At 68.8% G+C, this 24,299-nt stretch carries 21 protein-coding genes; 9 read left to right on the top strand and 12 right to left on the bottom strand.

Translation table 11 applies throughout. The features are described from left to right. Positions 1-17 precede the first annotated feature (17 nt). The 7 genes from gyrA to dnaA form a co-directional block, all read right to left on the bottom strand. Positions 18-2,612, bottom strand: coding sequence for a DNA gyrase subunit A (gyrA, locus tag ABT057_RS18195; protein ID WP_352344062.1), 2,595 nt, complete (start codon positions 2,610-2,612; stop codon positions 18-20). Positions 2,613-2,654: 42 nt separating this feature from the next. Continuing rightward, positions 2,655-4,739, bottom strand: a complete 2,085-nt coding sequence (gene gyrB, locus ABT057_RS18190) for a DNA topoisomerase (ATP-hydrolyzing) subunit B (protein ID WP_352344061.1) — start codon at positions 4,737-4,739, stop codon at positions 2,655-2,657. A gap of 408 nt (positions 4,740-5,147) precedes the next feature. Next, the gene (locus ABT057_RS18185; protein ID WP_352344060.1) at positions 5,148-5,681 is read right to left on the bottom strand and encodes a DciA family protein; all 534 of its coding nucleotides are present in this window, start codon (positions 5,679-5,681) and stop codon (positions 5,148-5,150) included. Continuing rightward, complete coding sequence (gene recF / locus ABT057_RS18180; protein ID WP_352344059.1) at positions 5,678-6,799, bottom strand: DNA replication/repair protein RecF; 1,122 nt, start codon at positions 6,797-6,799, stop codon at positions 5,678-5,680. The genes ABT057_RS18185 and recF overlap by 4 nt, the downstream gene beginning before the upstream one ends. Positions 6,800-6,840: 41 nt before the next feature. Then, positions 6,841-7,716: a phosphogluconate dehydrogenase (NAD(+)-dependent, decarboxylating) gene (gene gnd, locus ABT057_RS18175; RefSeq protein WP_352344058.1), complete on the bottom strand. Its 876-nt coding sequence runs from the start codon at positions 7,714-7,716 to the stop codon at positions 6,841-6,843. 225 nt (positions 7,717-7,941) lie between these two features. Continuing rightward, positions 7,942-9,072, bottom strand: coding sequence for a DNA polymerase III subunit beta (dnaN, locus tag ABT057_RS18170; protein ID WP_352344144.1), 1,131 nt, complete (start codon positions 9,070-9,072; stop codon positions 7,942-7,944). Positions 9,073-9,992: 920 nt separating this feature from the next. Continuing rightward, positions 9,993-11,942, bottom strand: a complete 1,950-nt coding sequence (gene dnaA / locus ABT057_RS18165) for a chromosomal replication initiator protein DnaA (protein WP_352344057.1) — start codon at positions 11,940-11,942, stop codon at positions 9,993-9,995. Between the two features lie 381 nt (positions 11,943-12,323). Here dnaA and rpmH point away from each other — a divergent pair, with 381 nt between their 5' ends. The 9 genes from rpmH (at position 12,324) to ABT057_RS18120 (ending at position 19,230) form a co-directional block, all read left to right on the top strand. Then, positions 12,324-12,461, top strand: a complete 138-nt coding sequence (gene rpmH, locus ABT057_RS18160; protein ID WP_003956500.1) for a 50S ribosomal protein L34 — start codon at positions 12,324-12,326, stop codon at positions 12,459-12,461. Between the two features lie 21 nt (positions 12,462-12,482). After that, positions 12,483-12,854: a ribonuclease P protein component gene (gene rnpA, locus ABT057_RS18155; RefSeq protein ID WP_352344056.1), complete on the top strand. Its 372-nt coding sequence runs from the start codon at positions 12,483-12,485 to the stop codon at positions 12,852-12,854. Next, positions 12,851-13,204, top strand: coding sequence for a membrane protein insertion efficiency factor YidD (gene yidD / locus ABT057_RS18150; protein ID WP_352344055.1), 354 nt, complete (start codon positions 12,851-12,853; stop codon positions 13,202-13,204). Before rnpA ends, yidD begins: the two co-directional genes overlap by 4 nt. Before the next feature lie 3 nt (positions 13,205-13,207). Continuing rightward, positions 13,208-14,479 (top strand): membrane protein insertase YidC, encoded by a 1,272-nt coding sequence (gene yidC / locus ABT057_RS18145; protein ID WP_352344054.1) that lies wholly within the window; start codon positions 13,208-13,210, stop codon positions 14,477-14,479. 15 nt (positions 14,480-14,494) lie between these two features. After that, positions 14,495-15,007 (top strand): Jag family protein, encoded by a 513-nt coding sequence (locus ABT057_RS18140; protein WP_352344053.1) that lies wholly within the window; start codon positions 14,495-14,497, stop codon positions 15,005-15,007. 118 nt (positions 15,008-15,125) lie between these two features. Continuing rightward, positions 15,126-15,842: a 16S rRNA (guanine(527)-N(7))-methyltransferase RsmG gene (rsmG, locus tag ABT057_RS18135; RefSeq protein ID WP_352344052.1), complete on the top strand. Its 717-nt coding sequence runs from the start codon at positions 15,126-15,128 to the stop codon at positions 15,840-15,842. A 284-nt stretch (positions 15,843-16,126) separates the two neighbouring features. Beyond that, entirely contained in the window at positions 16,127-17,200 is a 1,074-nt protein-coding gene (locus tag ABT057_RS18130) for an AAA family ATPase (protein ID WP_352344143.1), read from the top strand. Further along, positions 17,197-18,297: a ParB/RepB/Spo0J family partition protein gene (locus ABT057_RS18125; RefSeq protein WP_352344051.1), complete on the top strand. Its 1,101-nt coding sequence runs from the start codon at positions 17,197-17,199 to the stop codon at positions 18,295-18,297. The genes ABT057_RS18130 and ABT057_RS18125 overlap by 4 nt, the downstream gene beginning before the upstream one ends. Before the next feature lie 315 nt (positions 18,298-18,612). Further along, the gene (locus tag ABT057_RS18120; RefSeq protein WP_352344050.1) at positions 18,613-19,230 is read left to right on the top strand and encodes a GNAT family N-acetyltransferase; all 618 of its coding nucleotides are present in this window, start codon (positions 18,613-18,615) and stop codon (positions 19,228-19,230) included. 69 nt (positions 19,231-19,299) lie between these two features. On the opposite strand, the gene trxA is transcribed toward ABT057_RS18120, so the two are convergent. From trxA to ABT057_RS18095, 5 genes are all read right to left on the bottom strand, one after another. Beyond that, on the bottom strand, positions 19,300-19,632 hold the full coding sequence (gene trxA / locus ABT057_RS18115) for a thioredoxin (RefSeq protein ID WP_352344049.1): 333 nt from the start codon (positions 19,630-19,632) through the stop codon (positions 19,300-19,302). 46 nt (positions 19,633-19,678) lie between these two features. After that, positions 19,679-20,647 carry a thioredoxin-disulfide reductase gene (gene trxB, locus ABT057_RS18110; protein ID WP_352344048.1) on the bottom strand — a complete coding sequence of 323 codons (969 nt, stop codon included), beginning with the start codon at positions 20,645-20,647 and terminating at the stop codon, positions 19,679-19,681. Between the two features lie 163 nt (positions 20,648-20,810). Beyond that, positions 20,811-21,629, bottom strand: a complete 819-nt coding sequence (locus ABT057_RS18105) for an anti-sigma factor family protein (RefSeq protein ID WP_352344047.1) — start codon at positions 21,627-21,629, stop codon at positions 20,811-20,813. Continuing rightward, positions 21,626-22,351 (bottom strand): RNA polymerase sigma factor SigM, encoded by a 726-nt coding sequence (sigM, locus tag ABT057_RS18100; protein WP_352344046.1) that lies wholly within the window; start codon positions 22,349-22,351, stop codon positions 21,626-21,628. The genes ABT057_RS18105 and sigM overlap by 4 nt, the downstream gene beginning before the upstream one ends. Before the next feature lie 27 nt (positions 22,352-22,378). Next, positions 22,379-24,094, bottom strand: coding sequence for a protein kinase family protein (locus ABT057_RS18095; RefSeq protein ID WP_352344045.1), 1,716 nt, complete (start codon positions 24,092-24,094; stop codon positions 22,379-22,381). Positions 24,095-24,299: the final 205 nt, after the last annotated feature.

The raw sequence follows: 24,299 nt of genomic DNA, 5'->3' as shown, positions 1-24,299 counted from the left end.
ATGACTCTCTCCTCGTGCTACTCGGCCGAGGGCGTCTCACCCTCGTCCGTGCCGCTGGTCGCGGCGTCCTCGGCGGTCTCGTCCACGGTGTCCGCACCGTCGACCTCCTCCGCCTCCCGCCCTGCCTCGGCGTTACGTGCGATGCCCACGACGGCATCGCGCTTGCCCAGGTTGATCAGTTGGACGCCCATGGTGTCACGGCCCGTCTCCCTGACCTCGTTGACTCGCGTACGAATCACACCACCTGACAACGTGATGGCGAGGATCTCGTCGGTCTCCTCGACCACCAGCGCGCCGACAAGCGAACCACGGTCCTCCACGATCTTGGCGGCCTTGATGCCGAGGCCGCCGCGACCCTGGACGCGGTACTCGTCGACGCCGGTCCGCTTCGCGTACCCGCCGTCTGTGGCAGTGAACACGAACGTACCGGGTCGAACAACATTCATCGAGAGGAGCTGGTCCCCTTCGCGGAAGCTCATGCCCTTGACACCCGAGGTGGCGCGGCCCATGGGGCGGAGTGTTTCGTCCGTGGCGGTGAAGCGGATCGACTGTGCCTTCTTGCTGATCAACAGCAGATCGTCGTCGGCCGAGACGAGTTCGGCGCCGATCAGTTCGTCGTCCGAACCGTCCTCCGTCTCACGGAGGTTGATCGCGATGACACCGCCGGAGCGGGGCGAATCGTAATCCTTCAGCGGCGTCTTCTTGACCAAGCCGCCCTTGGTGGCGAGCACCAGGTAGGGCGCCGCCTCGTAGTCGCGGATCGCGAGGATCTCGGCGATCGCCTCGTCCGGCTGGAAGGCGAGCAGGTTGGCCACGTGCTGGCCGCGTGCGTCCCGGCCGGCGTCGGGGAGTTCGTAGGCCTTCGCGCGGTACACGCGGCCCTTGTTGGTGAAGAACAGCAGCCAGTGGTGCGTGGTCGAGACGAAGAAGTGGTCGACGATGTCGTCTTCCTTCAGCTTCGCGCCGCGCACGCCCTTGCCGCCGCGCTTCTGCGCGCGGTAGTCGTCCGCCTTGGTGCGCTTGACGTAGCCGCCGCGCGTGACGGTGACGACGATGTCCTCCTCGGCGATCAGGTCCTCGATGGACATGTCACCGTCGTAGGGCACCAGCATGCTCTTGCGGTCGTCGCCGTACTTCTCGACGATGGCGGCGAGTTCCTCGCTGACGATGCCGCGCTGGCGGACCGGCGAGGCCAGGATCGCGTTGTACTCCGTGATCTTCGCCTGGAGTTCGTCGTGCTCCTGGATGATCTTCTGGCGCTCCAGGGCGGCGAGGCGGCGCAGCTGCATCTCGAGGATGGCGTTCGCCTGGATCTCGTCGATCTCCAGGAGCCCCATCAGGCCCGTACGCGCGACGTCGACGGTCTCGCTGCCCCGGATGAGCGCGATGACGTCGTCGATGGCGTCCAGGGCCTTGAGGAGGCCGCGGAGGATGTGGGCGCGCTCCTCGGCCTTGCGCAGACGGAAGCGCGTACGGCGGACTACGACCTCGATCTGGTGCGTCACCCAGTGGCGGATGAACGCGTCCAGGGACAGCGTGCGCGGGACGCCGTCGACCAGGGCCAGCATGTTGGCGCCGAAGTTCGACTGCAGATCCGTGTGCTTGTAGAGGTTGTTCAGGACGACCTTGGCGACCGCGTCCCGCTTCAGGACGATCACCAGGCGCTGGCCGGTGCGGGACGACGTCTCGTCGCGGACGTCCGCGATGCCGCCGACCTTGCCGTCCTTCACCAGGTCGGCGATCTTCTGCGCGAGGTTGTCGGGATTGACCTGGTAGGGCAGCTCCGTGACCACCAGGCACTGGCGGTTCTGGATCTCCTCGACCTCGACGACCGCCCGCATGGTGATCGAGCCGCGGCCCGTGCGGTAGGCCTCCTCGATGCCCTTACGGCCGACCACGAGCGCACCGGTGGGGAAGTCGGGGCCCTTGATGCGCTCGATGAGGGCGTCCAGGAGCTCCTCGTGGGAGGCCTCCGGGTTCTCCAGGTACCACTGGGCGCCGGCCGCGACCTCGCGCAGGTTGTGCGGCGGGATGTTGGTCGCCATGCCGACCGCGATGCCCGCCGAGCCGTTGATCAGCAGGTTGGGGAAGCGGGCCGGCAGGACGGTCGGCTCCTGGGAGCGGCCGTCGTAGTTGTCCGTGAAGTCGACGGTCTCCTCGTCGATGTCGCGGACCATCTCCATCGACAGCGGCGCCATCTTGCACTCGGTGTACCGCATGGCGGCCGCCGGGTCGTTGCCCGGGGAGCCGAAGTTGCCGTTGGAGTCCACCAGCGGCATCCGCATCGACCACGGCTGGGCGAGGCGCACGAGGGCGTCGTAGATCGAGGAGTCGCCGTGGGGGTGGTAGTTGCCCATGACGTCGCCCACGACACGGGCGCACTTGTAGAAGCCGCGCTCGGGGCGGTAGCCGCCGTCGTACATGGCGTACAGCACGCGGCGGTGGACGGGCTTGAGGCCGTCCCGTACGTCCGGCAGGGCTCGGGACACGATGACGGACATCGCGTAGTCGAGATACGAACGCTGCATCTCCGTCTCGAGCCCGACGGGCTCGATGCGCATGGCGATGTCGCCGCCCTCTTCAGGGGTGACGGGGGTGTTGTCGTCGGTCATTGCTGGTGGGGATCCTTCCTGATGCGGTCAGCTGAGACCGACTCAGATGTCGAGGAAGCGGACGTCCTTGGCGTTGCGCTGGATGAACGCGCGGCGGGCCTCGACGTCCTCGCCCATGAGGACCGAGAAGAGGTCGTCGGCCTGGGCGGCGTCGTCGAGGGTGACCTGGCCGAGGACCCGGTGTTCCTGGTCCATGGTGGTCACGCGCAGCTCCTCGGCGTTCATCTCGCCGAGACCCTTGAAGCGCTGGATCGAGTCCTCCCGCACGCGCTTGCCGCGCTGCCGGCCCATCTCGATCAGCGCGTCGCGCTCGCGGTCGGAGTACGCGTACTCGATGTCGTCCCGGCCCCACTTGATCTTGTACAGCGGGGGACGGGAGAGGTACACGTGCCCGGCCTCGACCAGCGGCCGCATGAAGCGGAACAGGAAGGTCAGCAGCAGGGTGCTGATGTGCTGGCCGTCCACGTCGGCGTCCGCCATCAGGATGATCTTGTGATAGCGCAGCTTCTCGATGTCGAAGTCCTCGTGGACCCCGGTGCCGAAGGCCGAGATCAGCGCCTGGATCTCCTGGTTCTGCAGGATCTTGTCGATCCGCGCCTTCTCCACGTTGAGGATCTTGCCGCGGATCGGGAGGATCGCCTGGTACTGCGGGTTGCGGCCGGACTTGGCCGAGCCGCCGGCGGAGTCACCCTCGACGATGAAGATCTCGCACTTGATCGGGTCGTTCGACTGGCAGTCCGAGAGCTTGCCCGGCAGCGACGCCGACTCCAGGAGGCCCTTACGACGCGTCAGGTCCCGGGCCTTGCGGGCCGCCACGCGCGCGGTGGCCGCCTGGATACCCTTGCGGACGATGTCGGCGGCCTCGACCGGGTTGCGGTCCAGCCAGTCGTTGAGGTGCTCGTAGACCGCCTTCTGGACGAAGGTCTTCGCCTCGGTGTTGCCCAGCTTGGTCTTGGTCTGGCCCTCGAACTGCGGCTCGCTCAGCTTGACCGAGATGATCGCGGTCAGACCCTCGCGGATGTCGTCACCCGTGAGGTTGTCGTCCTTCTCGCGCAGCAGCTTCTTGTCGCGCGCGTACTTGTTGACCAGGTTGGTCAGCGCCGCGCGGAAGCCCTCCTCGTGGGTACCGCCCTCGTGCGTGTGGATGATGTTGGCGAAGGAGTACACGCCCTCGCTGTAACCGCTGTTCCACTGCATCGCGACCTCGAGGGAGAGGCTGCGCTCCCTGTCCTCGGCCTCGAGGTCGATCACCGTCGGGTGCACCACGTCGCCCTTGCGGGAGTTGAGGTACTTCACGAAGTCGACGATGCCGCCCTCGTAGTGGTACGTGACGGTCTTGACCTCGTCCTTGACGTCGGCGCCCGCCTCGTCCGCCCCGGCCGTGGCCTTCGCCGACTCGCGCTCGTCGGTGAGTTTGATCGTCAAACCCTTGTTGAGGAACGCCATCTCCTGGAAGCGCCGCGAGAGCGTCTCGAAGGAGTACTCGGTGGTCTCGAAGATGTCCGGGTCGGCCCAGAAGGTGACCGAGGTGCCGGTCTGCTCGATGGCCTCGTGCTTGGCCAGCGGGGCGGTGGGGACGCCCATCTTGTAGTCCTGCGTCCAGCGGTGCCCGTCGGTCCGCACCTCGACGGCCACCTTGGACGACAGCGCGTTCACCACGGAGACGCCCACGCCGTGCAGGCCGCCGGAGACCGCGTAGCCTCCGCCGCCGAACTTGCCGCCCGCGTGCAGCACGGTCAGCACGACCTCGACGGCGGGCTTGCCCTCGGAGGGGACGATGCCCACCGGGATGCCACGGCCGTTGTCGATGACGCGGACGCCGCCGTCGGCCAGGATCGTCACGTCGATCGTGTCCGCGTGGCCGGCCAGCGCCTCGTCGACGGAGTTGTCCACGACCTCGTAGACGAGGTGGTGCAGACCACGCTCGCCCGTGGAGCCGATGTACATACCGGGGCGCTTGCGGACCGCGTCCAGGCCCTCGAGGACGGTGATGGCGCTGGCGTCGTACGAGGCGGTGACCTCGGCGTTCGAGGTGCCCGCCGCGCTCTTCGCGCCGGCGTCGGTGGACGGGATGTTCTCGTTGGGGTTGCCGGAATCGGCCACGAAGCGCCCTTTCTGGCACAGCACGAGCCAGGCTCCTCGGCAGGTTGCCGGAGCGGCTGCGGCATGTTGCGTTGGTAAGCCTTGATCAGCGTTGCTCAGCTTTTCCCGGGCGGTCCCCACGTTCGGGGCGGGATTGGCTTCCAGTCTACCGGTAGCGCCGACAGTGATGGGGGTTTGCCGGTACCTGAGTCCGGATGTGGCGCCCTCAACCGGTCTCCGACGGGTCCCGATATACGGAAGGGGGCTCCAAGAGGCTCACAGCGGCACTCAGCGCTTCCGGGTGTCAACCCTTGGCTACCGTGGAGTCAGGTCGGAATTCGCAACCGCGTGCGGGCTGTTCACAGCCCTCGGCGGGACGTTCGCGCACCCACGGGAAAACGGCCGGGGCGGTACACGATCACCGCCCCGGCCATCCCCCACACGTGACACAGATCACCCATAGGTATCGCCGGGACCCGTGCTGCCGGGGGCCCGCAGCGGGCCGTAGCGGCGGGGCGGACCGCCCGGCCCCTGTACCTTGATCAGCTTCACCCGGCCGTGCCCGAGGTCCTGGTTGAGCCGAGCGACCAGGGTCGGCGCCAGCAGTCGCAGGTTCGTCGCCCAGGCCGTGGAGTCGCAGCGCACCACCAGCACCCGTTCGTCCTCGTCGTAGCGCTCCGGCACACAGTGCTTGGCCACGTCCTCACCGACGATCTCCGGCCAGCGCCCCATCACCCCGCCCACCGCGGCCGGCGCCTCCCAGCCGCGCTCGGTGAGCAGCCGGTTGATCGCCGCCCCCAGCGCCATGGGGTCCCGCCCGTCCGCCCGCGCGCCGGAGCGCAGGCCGCCCCCGCGCCGCGCCTGCTTCTTCTGCTGCGCCGCGTCCCCACGCGCGCGTGCCTGTTCCCGTGCCGCCCTGAGCGCCACGCGTGCGAGGTCGACACCCGAGGGCTCGGCCGGCTTCCCCTGCTCCGGCTGCTCGCTCATACGCGCTCCACCGCCCCGTCCGCCACGGTGTACCGCGCCCCGCTCAGCAGCTCCGGTACGTCGTCGTCGACCGCGGCCGTCACCAGCACCTGTTCCCCGGGCGCGACCAGCTCCGCCAGCCGCTCCCGCCGGCGCGCGTCGAGCTCCGCGAACACGTCGTCGAGCACCAGCACCGGCTCGTTGCCCTCGGCCCGCAGCAGATCGTAGGAGGCCAGCCGCAGCGCGAGCGCGTACGACCAGGACTCGCCGTGCGAGGCGTACCCCTTGGCGGGCAGCTGGCCGAGTTTGAGAACCACATCGTCCCGATGAGGCCCCACGAGGGTGACGCCCCGCTCGATCTCCTGCTTGCGGGCGTCCGCGAGCGCGGCCGTCAGCTGCGCGTAGAGGTCCTCGCGCGTGTGGGCCTCCCCGGGCGCGGACGCCTTGTACTCCAGCGCCAGCGGACCGCCGCCCGGCGCCAGTTGCTCGTACGCCTTGTCCGCGAGCGGCTGGACCGCGGCGACCAGGTCGAGCCGCTGCGCGAGCAACTCCGCCCCCACCCGTGCGAGATGCTGGTCCCACACGTCGAGCGTGGACAGGTCCATGGATCGTCCCCCGTGCCGCCGGGCCAGGGCCGCCGTCTTCAGCAGGGTGTTGCGCTGCTTGAGCACCCGCTCGTAGTCGGACCGCACGCCCGCCATGCGCGGGGAGCGCGCCGTGATCAGCTCGTCGAGGAACCGCCGCCGCTCCCCGGGGTCGCCCTTGACGAGCGCGAGGTCCTCGGGCGCGAACAGCACGGTCCGTACGATGCCCAGCACGTCCCGGGGCCTGACCTGCGAGGACCGGTTGATGCGGGCGCGGTTGGCCTTGCCGGGGTTGAGCTCGAGCTCGACCAGTTGCTGCCGCTCGCCCTGCCGCACCTGGGCCCGGATGATCGCGCGGTCGGCGCCCATGCGGACCAGGGGGGCGTCGGAGGCGACCCGGTGGCTGCCGAGGGTGGCGAGATAGCCGACGGCCTCGACGAGGTTCGTCTTCCCCTGCCCGTTGGGGCCGACGAACGCGGTGACGCCCGGGTCGAGCGGGACCTCGACCCGGGCGTACGAACGGAAGTCGGCCAGCGACAGATGCGTGACGTGCATGGTCGTTCGCCGACCTCCCCCAGCGTTCAGTAGGTGACTGGTTACTTCGTCTCGACCGCGTGGCCGCCGAACTGGTTGCGCAGCGCCGCGATCATCTTCATCTGCGGGGAGTCCTCCTGGCGGGAGGAGAACCGCGCGAACAGGGAGGCGGTGATCGCGGGCAGCGGCACGGCGTTGTCTATCGCCGCCTCGACCGTCCAGCGTCCCTCGCCGGAGTCCTGCGCCCAGCCCTTCAGCTTGTCGAGGTGCTCGTCCTCGTCGAGGGCGTTGACCGCGAGGTCCAGCAGCCAGGAGCGGATGACCGTGCCGTCCTGCCAGGAGCGGAAGACCTCGCGCACGTCCGTGACGGAGTCGACCTTCTCCAGCAGCTCCCAGCCCTCGGCGTAGGCCTGCATCATGGCGTACTCGATGCCGTTGTGGACCATCTTGGCGAAGTGGCCGGCGCCGACCCTGCCGGCGTGCACCGCGCCGAGGTCGCCCTCGGGCTTGAGGGCGTCGAAGACGGGCTGCACCCGGGCGACGTGCTCCGCGTCGCCGCCGTACATCAGCGCGTAGCCGTTCTGCAGGCCCCAGACGCCGCCGGAGACACCGCAGTCGACGAAGCCGATGCCCTTGGCGGCCAGTTCCCCGGCGTGCTTCTCGTCGTCCGTCCAGCGGGAGTTGCCGCCGTCCACGACGACGTCGCCGGGTTCGAGCAGTTCGGCCAGCTCGTCGATCGTGGACTGGGTCGGGGCGCCGGCCGGGACCATCACCCACACCACGCGCGGGCCCGCGAGCTTGCCCACAAGCTCTTCGAGGCTGTGGACGTCGGCGAGGTCCGGGTTGCGGTCGTATCCGACGACGGTGTGGCCCGCGCGGCGGATCCGCTCGCGCATGTTGCCGCCCATCTTGCCGAGGCCGACGAGACCGAGCTCCATCAGTTGTTCCTTAGGTCGCTGTGTGGCGTGTGGGGCACCTTCGTACCCATGTCCGAGCCTAAACCCGGACCGTCACGCACAGCTGTGGGCATACGCGCTCATACGTAGCGGCCCACGCGCGAGCGCACCTGCGGTTTCGTCTGCTGTCCCACCCACAGGCCGGGCGGTCCTTCTCCACGGCCTGTGGACGACTTCAGGCGGCTCAGGCGCTCCGGAGCCCCGGGCTCAGCCGCTGAGACGCACCGGCATGATCAGGTACTTGTAGGCCTCGTCCGCCTCGGCGTCCACCGCCGGCTTGCCGCTGAGCAGCGCGGGCTTGGTGGAGGTCGTGAAGGACAGCTGGGCGACCGGGGAGTCGATGGCGCTGAGGCCGTCGAGCAGGAAGGTCGGGTTGAAGGCGATCGAGATGTCGTCGCCCTCCAGGTGGGCGTCGACCCTCTCCACAGCCTGTGCGTCGTCGCTGGAGCCTGCCTCCAGGATGAGCACGCCCTGCTCGAAGCTGAGCCGCACCGGGGTGTTGCGCTCGGCGACCAGGGCCACACGCTTGACGGCCTCCACGAAGGGGGCGGTCTCGATCACGGCGACGGAGTTGAACTCGGTCGGGAACAGCGTGCGGTACTTCGGCAGGTCGCCCTCGAGCAGACGCGTGGTCGTGCGCCGCCCGGCGCCCTCGAAACCGATCAGACCCTCGCCCGCACCCGAGCCGGAGAGCGCCAGGATGACGCTGTCGCCGCTCGTGAGGGCCTTGGCGGTGTCCAGGAGCGTCTTGGCGGGCACCAGGGCGACCGCGGAGGCGTCGGGGTTCTCCGGCTTCCACAGGAACTCGCGGACCGCGAAGCGGTAGCGGTCGGTGGAGGCGAGCGTGACGGTGTCGCCCTCGATCTCGATGCGCACACCGGTCAGCACCGGAAGGGTGTCGTCACGTCCGGCGGCGATGGCGACCTGGGCGGCGGCGGAGGCGAAGACCTCGCCGGGGACGGTGCCCGTCGCGTTCGGCATCTGGGGCAGTGACGGGTACTCCTCCACAGGCAGTGTGTGGAGGGTGAAGCGGGAGGAGCCGCAGACCACCGTCGCCCGTACACCGTCTGTGGAAATCTCGACCGGGCGGTTGGGGAGAGCGCGGCAGATGTCGGCCAGCAGGCGGCCGGAGACCAGGACCGTGCCCTCTTCCTCGACCTCGGCCTCGACGGACACGCGCGCGGAGACCTCGTAGTCGAAGCTGGAGAGGCTCAGCGCGCCGTCCTCCGCCTTCAGCAGCAGGCCGGCGAGGACAGGCGCCGGCGGACGGGCCGGGAGGCTGCGCGCCGCCCAGGCCACGGCCTCCGCGAGTACGTCGCGTTCCACCCGGATCTTCACTCTTGCCGCCTCCTGCTGTTGCCGGCGCTTCTCGCCCTGCCTGGCCTTCGTCGTCTGTCTCGGTGTGGTCACTGCCCGGGGAGGGAAGGACCACCGGGACCAGTCTGACGCACCGCACTGACAGTAGGTGCCTCTCGGGGTCAAGTCGTGACGAGGGGCAGCCGGGCACCGGAGGGCGAGTTGTGCACAGGCCCCGCTTCGAAACGGATTCCGAGCTCTCTCTAGTTGTTAGTAGTAGTAGGGCCTGTGGATACCGTGGATAACTCCGTTTTCGCAGCTCAGAGGCGAGATTTTATCCACCGGGCCTGGGGACGGAGGCGGTGGATAACCGGGTCCGTCTGTGGAGAACAGAAAGTTCTGCACACTCCATGCACAGGGAGGGGCGACTTGTCCCCAACGTCGTCCCCAGCTTTACCCACCTTTCCCACAGCCCAACCCGGCAACTTCATGTGACGCCTTTCACTCGTCCCGGCGAGAAGGCGCGTCGGGTTGCCGAACAGTGGACAGCGATGTGGAGAAGCGGCCGATCGCTGGGGACAACCGCCCAGATCCTGTGGGCAAGCGGTGGACAACTTCACGCACAGGCTGTGGACGATCTCTCCGTCCACAGCCTGTGGAGATCTTTTGTCCACGAATCCACAACCTGTTGAGCTGCACCGATCGTCCATCGGCAGGTCCGCCTGTGGATACAGTCTGGACAACTTCCCGGTCCCCAGGGTGTGGACGGAAAAAACTCACCGAATCTGTGGAGAGAGGCCGTAACCCGGCCCCGATTCGAACACCGCGACTCCGGCCCCGAGCCCGGGGCCGGCCCGTTCCCGGCCCGAGCCGGCTCCCCCGCCCCGGCCCGAACCCTCCGCACACCGAAAAAGGGCGCCCCGGGATCGCTCCCGGGGCGCCCAGCGGCGGACGGGCGGGCCTCAGCCGGCCTTGATGCGGTTGGTCAGCTCGGTCACCTGGTTGTAGATGGAGCGACGCTCGGCCATCAGGTTGCGGATCTTGCGGTCCGCGTGCATCACCGTCGTGTGGTCGCGGCCCCCGAACAGCGCGCCGATCTTCGGCAGCGAGAGGTCCGTGAGCTCGCGGCACAGGTACATGGCGATCTGGCGGGCCGTGACCAGCGCGCGCCCGCGTGAGGTCCCGCACAGGTCCTCGACCGTGAGACCGAAGTAGTCGGCGGTCGCGCCCATGATCGCCGTGGAGGTGATCTCGGGGGCGGAGTCCTCGCCGCCGGGGATCAGGTCCTTGAGGACGATCTCCGTCAGGCCCAGGTCCACCGGCTGCCGGTTGAGCGAGGCGAACGCCGTCACCCGGATCAGCGCGCCCTCCAGCTCGCGGATGTTGCGCGAGATGCGGGACGCGATGAACTCCAGCACCTCCGGCGGGGCGTTGAGCTGCTCCTGCACGGCCTTCTTGCGCAGGATCGCGATCCGCGTCTCCAGCTCGGGCGGCTGGACGTCGGTGATCAGCCCCCACTCGAAACGGTTCCGCAGCCGGTCCTCCAGCGTCACCAGCTGCTTCGGCGGCCGGTCGGAGGACAGCACGATCTGCTTGTTGGCGTTGTGGAGCGTGTTGAAGGTGTGGAAGAACTCCTCCTGCGTCGACTCCTTGTCCGCCAGGAACTGGATGTCGTCCACCAGAAGGATGTCCATCTCGCGGTACCGCTTGCGGAAGCTGTCGCCCTTGCCGTCGCGGATGGAGTTGATGAACTCGTTGGTGAACTCCTCCGAGCTCACGTACCGCACGCGCGTGCCGGGGTAGAGGCTCCGCGCGTAGTGTCCGATCGCGTGCAGCAGGTGCGTCTTGCCGAGTCCCGACTCGCCGTAGATGAACAGGGGGTTGTACGCCTTCGCCGGTGCCTCGGCGACGGCGACCGCGGCCGCGTGCGCGAAGCGGTTGGAGGCGCCGATGACGAAGGTGTCGAAGAGGTACTTCGGGTTGAGGCGCGCGGTGGGCTCACCCGGCCCGCTCGGGGACGGGGACGGGCCGCCCGGCAGTCCGGGGCCGCCGGGACGCTGCGGCGGACCCGAACCGGCGTTCGGCTCGGGCAGCTCCCGCCGGCCCGCGTCCCGCTGGTCGTAGTCGGGCCGCTTCTGCTCGTAGGGCGAGGAGTCGTACGGCGGCCGCTCCATCGCCTGGGGGCGGTAGTCCTGCGCCGGCTGACCGTAGGAGTCCTGGCCGTACGAGTCCTGGGAGTAGGTGTCCTGGGACGGGGAGCCGTACGGGTCCTTGGCCGGGGGGCCGTAGGAGTCCTGCGACGGCGAGGCGTAGGGGTCGCGCTCCGGGAAGCCGAGCCGCTGCTGCTGCCAGCTGTACTCGTCCTGCTGCGGCCGCGGCCAGGCCCCGGGCTCGGGACGCTGGTACTCCGACGGGTACGCGGGACGTGCGCTCGGCAGCTGGTCCCCGCGCGAGCCGTCGCCGGAGGGGCCCGGGCGCTCGGCGCGGTGCCGGCCGTAACCGTCGTACGAGTTGTCGTACGTGCTGTCGTAGCGGCCCTTGGGCTCGTCGTACGGGCCGGACGGGAGCTCGGGCTCCTCGTAGCGCGGCTGCGACTGCTGCTGGACCGGGGGCGTTGGCGGGGCCGGGGGTTCACCGACGGAGTCGTCGACTGTGATCGCGATGCGGATGGGGCGGCCGCACTCGCGGCTCAGCGACTCGCTGACGATCGGGGCGAGCCTGCCCTCGAGTACGCCCTTCGCGAATTCGTTCGGCACCGCGAGCAGGGCGGTGTCGGCGACCAGCGCGAGCGGCTGGCAGCGCCGGATCCAGCGCTCGTCCTTCGCCTCGACCCCCTGGGCACGACCCTCCCCGAGGAGCTGCTCCAGTACTCGTGGCCACACTGCGGCAAGATCGGCAGGCACATCAGCCACAGGGCACGCTCTCTCGTGGGTCCCACGAACGTGTGGTTGCGGGACGGGTCGGGATTCGACTCGGCGGGAGCCAAGAACAGGGGACAAAGGAACGAATCGGAGTCCAGTCACGGTAGTCAGGGCGGCGGGTGCGGTTCAAGTTGTTGTCCCCAGGCTGTGGATAGTGTCTCCCGGTGCCCCCTGGTTTGACCGGATGGCGCAGCCGCGCGTACCGTAACCAGGTCGAGTTGTCGATGGCTGCTGCCGCCTGCCTCCGATGGGCACAGATCGCGTCAGGTGATCGGGAAGCGGTGCACTCGGGCGTAACGAGAGCTACTCGTGGGCGCACGGTGACAGCCAGGACGGCACCCGCCACACCGATTTGATTTCTGGAGCCCCCGAGTGAGCAAGCGCACCTTCCAGCCGAACAACCGTCGTCGCGCCAAGACCCACGGCTTCCGGCTGCGTATGCGTACCCGTGCCGGCCGCGCGATCCTCGCGTCCCGCCGTAGCAAGGGTCGCGCCCGTCTGTCCGCCTGATCCCGGTCAGGTCATGCCGTCGTGCTGCCCACCGAGAACCGGCTGAGGCGGCGCGAGGACTTCGCGACCGCGGTACGACGAGGTCGTCGGGCCGGACGCCCGACCCTCGTCGTCCACCTTCGAAGCGGTGCCACGGACCCGCACGCGCCTGGGGAGAGCGCTCCCCCGACGCGTGCGGGTTTCGTCGTGAGCAAGGCAGTGGGAGGCGCGGTCGTCCGCAACCAGGTGAAGCGCAGGCTTCGCCATCTGATGCGGGATCGAGTCGTCCTGCTGCCCCCCGGTAGCCTGGTAGTCGTACGGGCGCTGCCCGGTGCGGGCGACGCCGACCACGCACAGCTGGCCCAAGACCTGGATGCCGCCCTTCAACGGCTGCTGGGAGGGGGCGCGCGATGAAGTACCCGCTGCTGGCTCTGATCAAGCTGTACCAGTGGACGATCAGTCCACTGCTCGGGCCGGTGTGCAAGTACTACCCGTCGTGTTCCCACTACGGCTACACGGCGATCGACCGGCACGGCGCGATCAAGGGAACGGCACTCACCGCCTGGCGCATCCTGCGGTGCAACCCGTGGTCGCTGGGAGGCGTGGACCATGTCCCGCCGCGGAAGCGCCCGCGGTGGCACGAAATGCTGCGCGACGCCTGGCGTGCACGCAGGGGCGGGACCTCCGCCGCCGAAACGGCCACCGAGGAGAATCCTTCTTCGAGCCCGGCCGCAGAGACACCGTCCCATGCCCAAGGAGCATGATTAGTGGACACGATTGCCAGCCTTTTCAGCTTCATCACGACACCCGTTTCGTGGGTCATCGTCCAGTTCCACACGGTGTACGGCGCCATCTTCGGCCCCGACACCGGGTGGGCCTGGGGCTTGTCCATCGTGTCCCTGGTGATTCTGATCCGTATCTGCCTGATCCCGCTCTTCGTGAAGCAGATCAAGTCGACGCGGGCCATGCAGACGCTGCAGCCCGAGATGAAGAAGATCCAGGAGCGCTACAAGAACGACAAACAGCGTCAGTCCGAAGAGATGATGAAGCTGTACAAGGAGACGGGCACCAACCCGCTCTCCTCGTGCCTTCCCATCCTGGCGCAGTCCCCGTTCTTCTTCGCCCTGTACCACGTGCTCAACGGCATCGCGACGGGCGACACCATCGGCGTGATCAACCAGAGCCTGCTGGAGAGCGCCCAGAAGGCGCACATCTTCGGTGCTCCGCTGGCCGCGAAGTTCACCGACGGCTCCGCGAAGGTGGAGTCGCTCGGTGCCTCGCTCACCGACGTCCGCGTGGTCACCGCGATCATGATCGTCCTGATGTCGGCCTCGCAGTTCTTCACCCAGCGCCAGCTGATGACGAAGAACGTCGACACCTCGGTGAAGACGCCGTTCATGCAGCAGCAGAAGATGCTGATGTACGTCTTCCCGGTCATGTTCGCCGTCTTCGGCATCAACTTCCCCGTCGGTGTCCTCGTCTACTGGCTGACCACCAACGTGTGGACCATGGGCCAGCAGATGTACGTCATCCGCAACAACCCGACCCCGGGTTCCAAGGCGCAGGCCGCGTACCTGGAGCGCCTGTACAAGCACGTCACGCACGCCGGCAAGACGCGCCGCCGCAGCGAGAAGACCATCATCAAGGCCATCGTCGCCAAGGGCCGCGACCGCAACGAGGCCGAGCGCAAGTTCATCAACGGTCTGACCAAGGCGGGCCTCGCGGCCCAGGCGGACGGCACCGTGATGAAGAGCGACGCCCAGACCGTTGTGGAGACCGAGGACGGCACGACCGCGACCGCGGCCACCGCCAAGCGGCAGCAGCCCAAGCGGCAGACGAAGTCCCAGCGTCAGTCCGGCGGCCCGAAGGCGGCCGGCGAGACCACCTCGCTGAGCAAGGCCGACGAGCCCGAGGACGCCAAGCCGTCCGACGCCCCCCGGCAGACCGCTCCCAAGCCCGGCTCCTCAGGCCGCAGCAAGGCGCAGTCCGGGCAGCGCAAGGGTGGCCCGCAGCGCCCCAAGTCCCCGTCCAAGAAGTAAGAAGGAGCTCATCCCGTGACGGAAGGCACCACCTCCGCCGCCGCCGAGGGTGCAGACACCCTGACCCGCCTGGAGCAGGAGGGCGAGATCGCGGCGGACTACCTCGAGGGTCTGCTGGACATCGCCGATCTCGACGGCGACATCGACATGGATGTGGAGGCCGACCGCGCCTCCGTCTCGATCATCAGCGACGCGGGCACCCGTGACCTGCAGAAGCTGGTCGGCCGGGACGGCGAGGTGCTGGAGGCGCTGCAGGAGCTGACGCGCCTGGCCGTGCACCGGGAGACCGGCGACCGCAGCCGGCTGATGCTGGACATCGCGGGCTACCGGGCCAGGAAGCGCGCCGAGCTCTCCGAGCTGGGTGCCAAGGCCGCGGCCGACGCGAAGAACAGCGGCGAGCCGGTGAAGCTGAAGCCGATGACGCCCTTCGAGCGCAAGGTCGTCCACGACGCCGTCAAGGCCGCAGGGCTGCGCAGCGAGTCCGAGGGCGAGGAGCCGCAGCGCTTCGTCGTCGTACTCCCCAACTGATTCGGTACGTACGTCTCTCCCGGCCCCGTCTGCCCGCAGGCGGGGCCGGTCTTTGTCAGCCTGGTAGTTCTGGTGGTCGGTGCCAGAAACGCCGACGCGGTACGGAAGGACGGTCCCCGTGACGGAGGCAGCGGAGCTCCCCCCTGCGCCCGACGTGGCACGCGAGGTATTCGGTGATCGCTACACGGATGCGGTCCGCTATGCCGAGCTGCTCGCCGAGGCAGGCGTGCAGCGCGGGCTGATCGGCCCGCGAGAGGTGCCCCGCCTGTGGGAGAGGCACATCCTGAACTGTGCCGTGCTCTCCGAGGTCGTGCCTGACGGCGTGACCGTGTGCGACGTCGGCTCGGGCGCCGGGCTGCCCGGCATCCCCCTGGCGCTCGTGCGCGAGGACCTGAAGATCACCCTTCTGGAGCCGCTCCTGCGGCGCACGAACTTCCTGACCGAAGTCGTCGAGCTCCTCGGCCTGGACCATGTCACCGTCGTGCGGGGCCGGGCCGAGGAGGTCATGGGCCAGCTCCCTCCCGTCCATGTCGTGACCGCCCGTGCCGTAGCGCCTCTGGACCGCCTGGCCACCTGGGGGATCCCTCTGCTGCGTCCCTATGGCGAGATGCTCGCCCTCAAGGGTGACGCCGCCGAGGAGGAGCTGAAGAGTGCGGCCACCGCACTGACCAAGCTCGGTGCGGTCGGCACCTCGATCCTCCAGGTCGGCGAGGGCATCGTCGACCCTCTCTCCACGGTGGTACGGGTCGAGGTCGGAGAAAGCCCCGGCGGAGTGCGGTTCGCGGCCAAACGGGCGAAGGCGGCCCGGACGGGGAGGGCTCGACGTCGTCGTTGACGGTGGGGACGCTGTGCCGTCGCTGTTGACGGTGAGGCGTACTCCACACCAGCTGCCAAACCTGCGCATGACGGAGTGTCGCGACAGTTCGGGTACGAGCGCTGTGCATCGTGTTTCACGTGAAACGTCGCTCCCTGCTCCACGGCATCATCAGCCGCGGCCGCGCCGCAGCCGAACCCCGCGACCGTAAGCCACTCGGTTCACTCGATAAGGGACGGGAGTTGTCCACAGAGGTGGATTTCTCCACAGAACCCCAGGCCTCACTGGTTCGCGACCCCGAAGACATGGCAGGCTCTGTTCATTGCGAGCTTGAAGTCGAGGAGAGTGAATCCTTGCGGTCCGACGCCAACATCGCGGGACCGATGGCCGATCCGGTCCCCGGTCCCCGTACCGAGTCCTTGGGGGAGGATGTTTCACGTGAAACACCACCTCCGATGGACGACACTCCGATCGGTCGTGCTGCCCAACTGGCGGTGGAGGCACTGGGCCGCGCCGGCGAAGGGCTGCCACGCCCTGAGCAGACCCGGATCATCGTGGTCGCCAACCAGAAGGGCGGAGTCGGCAAGACGACGACGACCGTCAACCTTGCCGCTTCCCTGGCCCTGCACGGCGGCCGTGTCCTGGTGATCGACCTCGACCCGCAGGGCAATGCGTCCACAGCCCTGGGAATCGACCACCATGCCGAGGTTCCGTCCATCTACGACGTACTGGTCGAGAGCCGCCCGCTTGCGGAGGTCGTCCAGCCGGTCCCCGATGTCGAAGGCCTCTTCTGTGCCCCTGCCACGATCGATCTCGCGGGTGCGGAGATCGAGCTCGTGTCCCTGGTGGCCCGAGAGAGCCGGCTGCAGCGGGCCATCCAGGCCTACGAGCAGCCCCTCGACTACGTCCTCATCGACTGCCCGCCCTCGCTCGGCCTGCTGACGGTCAACGCGCTGGTGGCCGGCGCGGAGGTCCTCATCCCGATCCAGTGCGAGTACTACGCGCTGGAGGGGCTTGGGCAGCTGCTGCGCAATGTCGACCTGGTGCGGGGGCACCTCAACCCTGACCTGCATGTGTCGACCATCCTGCTCACCATGTACGACGGCCGGACGCGCCTGGCGTCCCAGGTCGCGGAGGAGGTGCGCACCCACTTCGGTGACGAGGTGCTGCGGACGAGCATTCCTCGCTCGGTCCGTATCTCCGAGGCGCCGAGCTATGGACAGACGGTGCTGACGTACGATCCGGGATCGAGTGGTGCCCTTTCCTACCTTGAGGCGGCACGAGAGATCGCGCTGAGGGGTGTGGGTATCAGCTACGACGCCACTCACGCCCATATCGGCGCCCAGAACAACCCGAGCATGGTGGAGGGGATCCAGTGAGTGAGCGACGCAGGGGGTTGGGCCGAGGCCTCGGTGCACTGATCCCTGCTGCCCCGACGGAGAAGATGCCGACGCAGACGTCCGGGGGAAGCGGGGGCTCCTCGTCCTCTGCGGGTGGTCCCGTCCTGACGACGGACCGTGGGGTGGCGGCGGCGAAGGTGGCCACGCTCCCGCCTGTTTCACGTGAAACAGAGGAGCAGGCGGCGTACGGGACGGTGGGCACTCCTGCGGCACCCATCGGCGCGTACTTCGCGGAGATCCCCCTCGACGCGATCTCGCCCAACCCTCGCCAGCCGCGTGAGGTCTTCGACGAGTACGCCTTGGAAGAACTGGTCACCTCCATCAAGGAGGTCGGCCTTCTCCAGCCGGTCGTCGTACGCGAGGTGGGTCCGGAGCGCTATGAGCTCATCATGGGTGAGCGGCGCTGGCGCGCCTGCCGGGAGGCCGAACTCGAAGCCATTCCGGCGATCGTGCGGGCCACGGACGACGAGAAGCTTCTCCTGGACGCCCTCCTCGAGAACCTCCACCGGGCCCAGCTCAACCCGCTGGAAGAGGCGATGGCCTACGACCAGCTGCTGAAGGACTTCAACTGCACGCACGACCAGCTGGCGGACCGAATCGGCCGGTCCCGCCCGCAGGTCTCCAACACCCTGCGTCTGCTGAAGCTCTCGCCGGCCGTGCAGAACCGGGTGGCTGCCGGGGTGCTCTCCGCGGGGCACGCCCGCGCGCTGCTCTCCGTGGAGGACTCGGAGGAGCAGGAGCGGCTGGCCCACCGGATCGTGGCGGAGGGGCTCTCCGTGCGCAGTGTCGAGGAGATCGTGACCCTCATGGGCTCCCGACCGCAGACCGCTCAGCGCTCCAGGAAGCCGCGGGCCGGTGCCCTGGTCAGCCCGGCGCTCTCCGACCTCGCGACCCGGCTCTCGGACCGCTTCGAGACCCGGGTGAAGGTCGACCTGGGGCAGAAGAAGGGAAAGATCACCGTCGAGTTCGCCTCGGTGGAAGACCTGGAGCGGATTCTCGGCACCCTTGCCCCCGGGGAGGGGTTCGCCCTGCAGACGGGCATCGACGAGCGGGACTCCGAGGAAACGGAAGACTGAGCCTCGGGTCGGGTGTGTGACCGACCGACCGAGCGAGCCGTGTCCGGTGCGTCCGGAACACGGCTCGCTCTTTGCGTTCAGCCGGTATCGACGGGAATCGCATCGCGGATACGATGCGGTGGGTTATGGCGCATCCACCAGGCAGCACCTCGGACTGGGAGGCGGGGGCCATGCGAACGATGAGCCGGACCGGACTGGTGAGCGCGGGGCTGGGGCTGGGCGCGGTCGGCGGATTCGTCGGCAGTCTGCTCAGGGAACGCAGCGCTCTGACAGCCGCTCGCGACGCGCGGGCGAAGGAAGCGAGGAACAGCCTTCATGGGGCGTCGGCTCGTACCGCTCACGCTGGACAACCTTCAGGACCTTCCCAGACGCTGTCGCTCGTGTGTCTTCTGGGAGCTGGATCCCGTCAGCGGTGAGGCCGCGCTGAGAGCGGGCACGGCCACCTTGGAGAAGGAGTCCTGGATCTCCGCCGTCCTGCTGGACTGGGGCTCGTGCGGCCGGGTCGTCTACGTCGACGACGTGCCCGTCGGGTTCGTGCTCTACGCCCCGCCCGCCTATGTGCCGCGCTCGACCGCGTTTCCGACAAGCCCGGTGTCACCGGACGCCGTGCAGTTGATGACCTCGTTCATCATGCCGGGGTATCAGGGGCAGGGGCTCGGCCGGGTGATGGTGCAGACGGTCGCCAAGGATCTGCTGCGCCGGGGGTTCAAGGCGATCGAGGCGTTCGGTGACGCCCGCTGGAAGGAGCCCGCCTGTCTGCTGCCGGCCGACCATCTGCTGGCGGTGGGCTTCAAGACGGTACGCCCGCATCCCACCCACCCCCGGCTGCGGCTGGAGCTGCGCACCACGCTCTCCTGGAAGGAAGACGTGGAGATGGCCCTTGACCGATTGCTGGGCGCGGTGCAGAAGGAGCCTGTGCTGCGGCCGTTGTAGAGAGGTGCGGGTACGACGATGGGCCGACCCTTCGGGCCGGCCCATTCGTGTTTCACGTGAAACAGTGCGTCACTCGGAGATGAAGGTCTCCAGGTCGCGAACGAGCGCGGCCTTCGGCTTGGCGCCGACGATCGTCTTGGCGACCTCGCCGTCCTGGTAGACGTTCAGCGTCGGGATCGACATGACGCCGTACTTGGCGGCAGTGTTCGGGTTCTCGTCGATGTTGAGCTTGACGATCTCGATCTTGTCGCCGTGCTCGGCCGCGATGGCCTCGAGCGAGGGAGCGATCTGGCGGCACGGGCCGCACCACTCCGCCCAGAAGTCCACCAGAACGGGCTTGTCGCTCTTGAGGACGACCTCATCGAAGTCGGCGTCGGTCACATGCTTCAGGGTGCCGGCCACTGGGGGCTCCTTATGTTCCTTGTGCGGTGAGGGTGGGAGAGGAAGGTCAGACGGTGGTCTTCTCGGGCTCTGCCTGCTCCTCGTCCGCGAGAGCGGCGAGGAAGCGCTCGGCGTCGAGAGCGGCGGAACAACCGGTGCCGGCTGCGGTGATCGCCTGGCGGTAGGTGTGGTCGACCACGTCACCGGCGGCGAAGACACCGGTGAGGTTCGTCCGGGTGGAGGGGGCGGCGACCGTCAGGTAGCCCTCCTCGTCCAGGTCGAGCTGTCCCTTGAAGAGCTCGGTGCGCGGGTCGTGGCCGATCGCGATGAACAGGCCGGTCACCGCCAGGTCGGAGAGCTCGCCGGTCTTGAGGTTGCGCAGCTTCAGTCCGGCCAGCTTCGGGTCGCCCTGGATCTCGGCGACCTCGCTGTCCCAGACGAACTTGATCTTCGGGTCGGCGAAGGCACGCTCCTGCATCGCCTTGGAGGCGCGCAGGGTGTCCCGGCGGTGGACGATCGTGACGGACTTGGCGAAGCGCGAGAGGAAGGTGGCCTCCTCCATGGCGGTGTCGCCACCGCCGATCACGGCGATGTCGTGGTCCTTGAAGAAGAACCCGTCACACGTGGCGCACCAGGAGACACCGCGGCCGGAGAGGGCGTCCTCGTTCGGCAGTCCGAGCTTGCGGTGCTGGGAGCCGGTGGTGACGATGACGGCCTTCGCGCGGTGGACGGTGCCGGCGGTGTCCGTGACGGTCTTGATCTCACCGGTGAGGTCGACGGAGACGATGTCGTCCGGGACGAGCTCGGCGCCGAAGCGCTCGGCCTGGGCACGCATGTTGTCCATGAGCTCGGGGCCCATGATGCCGTCCTGGAAACCGGGGAAGTTCTCCACCTCGGTGGTGTTCATCAGCGCGCCGCCCGCGGTGACGGCCCCCTCGAACACCAGCGGCTTCAGCGACGCGCGCGCGGTGTAGAGGGCCGCCGTGTAGCCGGCGGGCCCGGAGCCGATGATGATCACGTTACGGACGTCGCTCACGGCTTGTTCCTCGTCTCTGGTCTGCGTCGTTCGACCGGGGGAGCTTCTCTGACTCTCACCCCACCCAACGGATCCTAAGGGGCGCGCATTCCCGGTGTGTCCGGGCACACCACGGGACAACCCCGTAGGGAACGCTCATGGGGAGGGAGTCGCAGGTGGGACGTCAGCGGCGCGGGTAGGAGGCCCTCAGAAGGATCTTGGCGGCGCCCACCGACGGGTGCTGCACACAGGTCCGGTCCATGAGGTAGGCGTCCACCTTGGTGCTGTCCGAGGAGTCGGGCAGCACGACGAGCAGAGCGGGGGTCCTCTGGTACGTCCCCTCCGCCGTGGCGAGGGCCGCGTCGTCGCGGCCGATGCCCTTCTGGACGCAGGCGGGGACCGTGGGCAGCTGGAAGATCTTGGTCTCGGGGGACGCGGCGCCGCCGTCGACTCCCAGACTGTCCGGCTGCTTGGAGCCCTGAGCCTTGTCGAGAAGATGCGTGACCCGCTGTTCCAGCGTGCCCTTGGCGAAGGTGTCCGCGGTGGAGGGCTGCCCGTGCGCCGTCGTGCTGGAGTCATCGTCGTGCGTCAGGGAGGACACCAGGACTCCGCCGAGCCCCAGGGCGGCGACGCCGAGGAGAGTGCCCAGGACGGCGATCCTTCGGCGGGGACCGCCTCGCTTGCGCCCCGGGCCGGTGCCGGCTCGGGCGCGCCCTGCGGGCCGGTCCGCTGCCGACGGTGTTTCACGTGAAACATGGGGCACCTCGGCCGCCAGGGCGGCGTCGATGCGCTGGGCGATGTCGTCCGGCATCCGTGACGGGCCGGGGACGTCGCCCAGAAGGCCGCGGATCTCTTCGAGGGAAGCGTGGACATCGGCGCAGAGGGCGCAGTCCTCCAGGTGCCGGCGTACGTCGTCACTCCGGGCGGGGGTGAGCAGGCCCTCGGTGAGGTCGGAGATCTCCGCGACATCCGGGTGCCCGGTCGTGTCCGTCGTCGATGTCACGTTCGCCCACCTCCGCCCTTCACAGCTGCTGAATCGCCTGTCCCGGCGCCGTCCGGCCCCTCGTCCCGAGGTTCCGCTGCCGGTGGGACGGATGTCCCCTGCGCCCGGTTCCGCCCCCCACCGCCTTCCTTCTCGTCGCCGGTGCTTCCCGGTCGTAGATGGGTGAGCAGCGGCAGGAGTCTGGCTCTGCCCCGGGCACAGCGGCTCTTGACCGTGCCGGTCGGGACATCGAGCATTCGGGCGGCCTCGGCGACGGGATAGCCCTGCATGTCCACCAGGACGAGGGCGGCCCGCTGGTCGGGCGGGAGCGTGCCGAGCGCCTCGCAGAGCTGGCGGTGCAGGTCGTTGCGTTCCGCGGGGGCGGAGGCCGACTCGTGCGGCTCGAGCAGCTGCTCCAGGCGTTCGGTGTCGTCGACCGGAGAGGTCTTGCGGGAGGCCGCCTTGCGGGCCCGGTCCAGGCAGGCGTTCACCGTGATGCGGTGCAGCCAGGTCGTGACGGCGGACTGGCCCCGGAAGGTGTGGGCGGCCCGATAGGCGGACACGAGGGCGTCCTGGACGGCGTCAGCGGCTTCCTCGCGGTCCCCCAGGGTTCGCAGGGCCACCGCCCACAGCCGGTCCCGATGCCGACGCACAATCTCCCCGAAGGCCTCGGGGTCACCCTCCACATGCCGGGCGAGGAGGTCCTGATCGCTTGCTGCGGCATGCCCGCCGCCTTCCGCCATCAGATCCCCTCGCCTTCCCGTGAGACATCAGCCCGTGAACTTCACGTCGGTGATGGCCTGCTTGTAGCCGGCGCTACTGTAGCCGTCGGACGGGGCGTTCGGGACGGCTGTGATCCAAAGCAGCACGTAACGCGTCTTCACGGACTTGGACGCCTTCACGGCGAGCGAGGTGCCGCTCGTGGTGGAGGTTCCGATCTCCTTCATCCCGGAGATCCCTGTGGAAGGGCTCAGCGAGTCCGTGCCGTACAACTGCACCGTGGTGTGGTCTCCGCCGTACCGCAGCCCTATCGACGCTGCGGAGATCTCCTTGGCCGAGCCGAGGTCGTAGACGATGCCCACGCCGGGCTTGTAGGGAGCCAGAGCGGGACCGGCGTTGTACCGCTTCGTCCGCCAGTACGTCGAGCTGTCCCCGTCGTACGTGTTGGCCACGTCACCCGGAGCCTGGGCGTCCCCGCTGGCGACGTACTCCTTGGCGCCTTGGATCTTCAGCGTCGTGACCGGCTCCGGCGAGGCGCTGTTCTTGTCGCCGTCGTCCGTCGTCTGGGTCTTGTTGGTGTCGTCGGACTTGCCCTGGTCCATCAGGGCGTCCGCGAGCTGCCAGCTGCCCAGACCGAGCGCCGCGATGAGCAGGCCGGAGACTGCCCACTTCAGGGCGCGGCCGGTACGGCTCTGCAGCGGGGGAGGCGGGGTCGGCACCGCCTGGGTGCTGCCCGGGTGGGGTGCGGGGCGGCCGTAGGTGCCCTGTTGGTAGGTCGTGCGCTGGTACTCCGGCGGCGCGGTGAACGCGGGCTCCGGCGGGCGGATGCGGGGCATCTCGCCGATCGCCTTCACCAGCTCCTCGGGCGTGGTGCACGCCGCCTCGTGCCGGGAGGCGGTCGCACCGTCGTTGGCGAGGGCGCGCATGGCGAGCTCGGACAGGCCCCGGTGGACTCCAGCGCGGACCTGGTCGGGAGCGATCAGACCGACGTCCTTGGGCAGCCCGGACAGGCCGTGGGCGTCGTTCTCGTACGGCCAGCGCTGGGTGAGCGCCGCGTACAGCAGGGCGCCGATCGCCTCGGTGTCGGTGCGCTGCGGAGTGTCGGAGCTGATGCCGCGCAGAGCGGCGTTGACCGCGAGCCCGCGGATACGCCACTGACCGGTGGAGGTGCGCAGCACGGCGCTGGGGTTCAGCCGCAGATGCGACAGGCCCTCGCGGTGCGCGGCAGCCATCGCGGAGGCGATCTGACTGACCATCTGGTACGCGTCGTGCGGCTCCAGCGGGCCGGACGCCAGCAGTGCGGTCAGTTCGGTGGCGTCGGGCAGCCACTCGTGGACGACGTAGACGAGGTCGTTCTCATCGACGGCGTCCAGTACCTGGACGAAGCGAGGGTCGCCGAGCAGCGCCGAGGAGCGGGCCGCGGCCAGCACCGTACGGGCGCGCGCGTGGTCCGCGGGCAGCACATGGACGCCCACGGCACGACGCAGTTTCTCGTCGACGGCACGCCAACTGCTGAATCCGTCCAGACGGGTGACGCACTCCTCGAGACGGTAGCGTCTGGCGAGCTTGTGGCCGCTGTGCAGTTCAGGCGGTGAGGTCTTGCCGGGACGCTCCGTCCCGTCACTCCCCTGCGCCTCGTCGCTGTCCGTGTCCCGCTCCCGGTTCTTGGCCACCCCGTCGGCCGTGGACTGGTCCGCCTGTGCGGTCAGCGGCTCGTCGCCGCTGTTGTCTGCCACGTCGACGGCAGCCGTGCTCCGTTCCGCCACCGTCGTTCCTGCCTCCCCATCCAGTGCGCGCCGTCCGACCTCGTGCGCGCCGTCCGACGCCGGATCCAATTGTGCCCACAGTCCGCCGCTATGCACGACACGCGGCGGCGAACGATGGTTGTGCGCTTGCGGTCCCGTTCAGGGTCTGTCCGGGAGATCATGCCCGAGAAGGGGGGTCCGGCGCGCGCTCCCCCGGATGAGGGAC

Origin of the sequence: Streptomyces sp. NPDC002588 (genome assembly GCF_040295925.1) — a bacterium.
GTDB lineage: Bacteria > Actinomycetota > Actinomycetes > Streptomycetales > Streptomycetaceae > Streptomyces.
This window is presented reverse-complemented; position numbering and strand designations above follow the sequence as displayed.

Bases quoted from the DNA above. Each gene is read 5' to 3' on its own strand.
- gyrA (WP_352344062.1), bottom strand. From the start codon at position 2,612: ATGACCGACGACAACACCCCCGTCACCCCTGAAGAGGGCGGCGACATC.
- ABT057_RS18185 (WP_352344060.1), bottom strand. From the start codon at position 5,681: ATGAGCGAGCAGCCGGAGCAGGGGAAGCCGGCCGAGCCCTCGGGTGTC.
- recF (WP_352344059.1), bottom strand. From the start codon at position 6,799: ATGCACGTCACGCATCTGTCGCTGGCCGACTTCCGTTCGTACGCCCGG.
- gnd (WP_352344058.1), bottom strand. From the start codon at position 7,716: ATGGAGCTCGGTCTCGTCGGCCTCGGCAAGATGGGCGGCAACATGCGC.
- yidD (WP_352344055.1), top strand. From the start codon at position 12,851: ATGAAGTACCCGCTGCTGGCTCTGATCAAGCTGTACCAGTGGACGATC.
- ABT057_RS18130 (WP_352344143.1), top strand. From the start codon at position 16,127: ATGGCAGGCTCTGTTCATTGCGAGCTTGAAGTCGAGGAGAGTGAATCC.
- ABT057_RS18120 (WP_352344050.1), top strand. From the start codon at position 18,613: ATGGGGCGTCGGCTCGTACCGCTCACGCTGGACAACCTTCAGGACCTT.
- sigM (WP_352344046.1), bottom strand. From the start codon at position 22,351: ATGGCGGAAGGCGGCGGGCATGCCGCAGCAAGCGATCAGGACCTCCTC.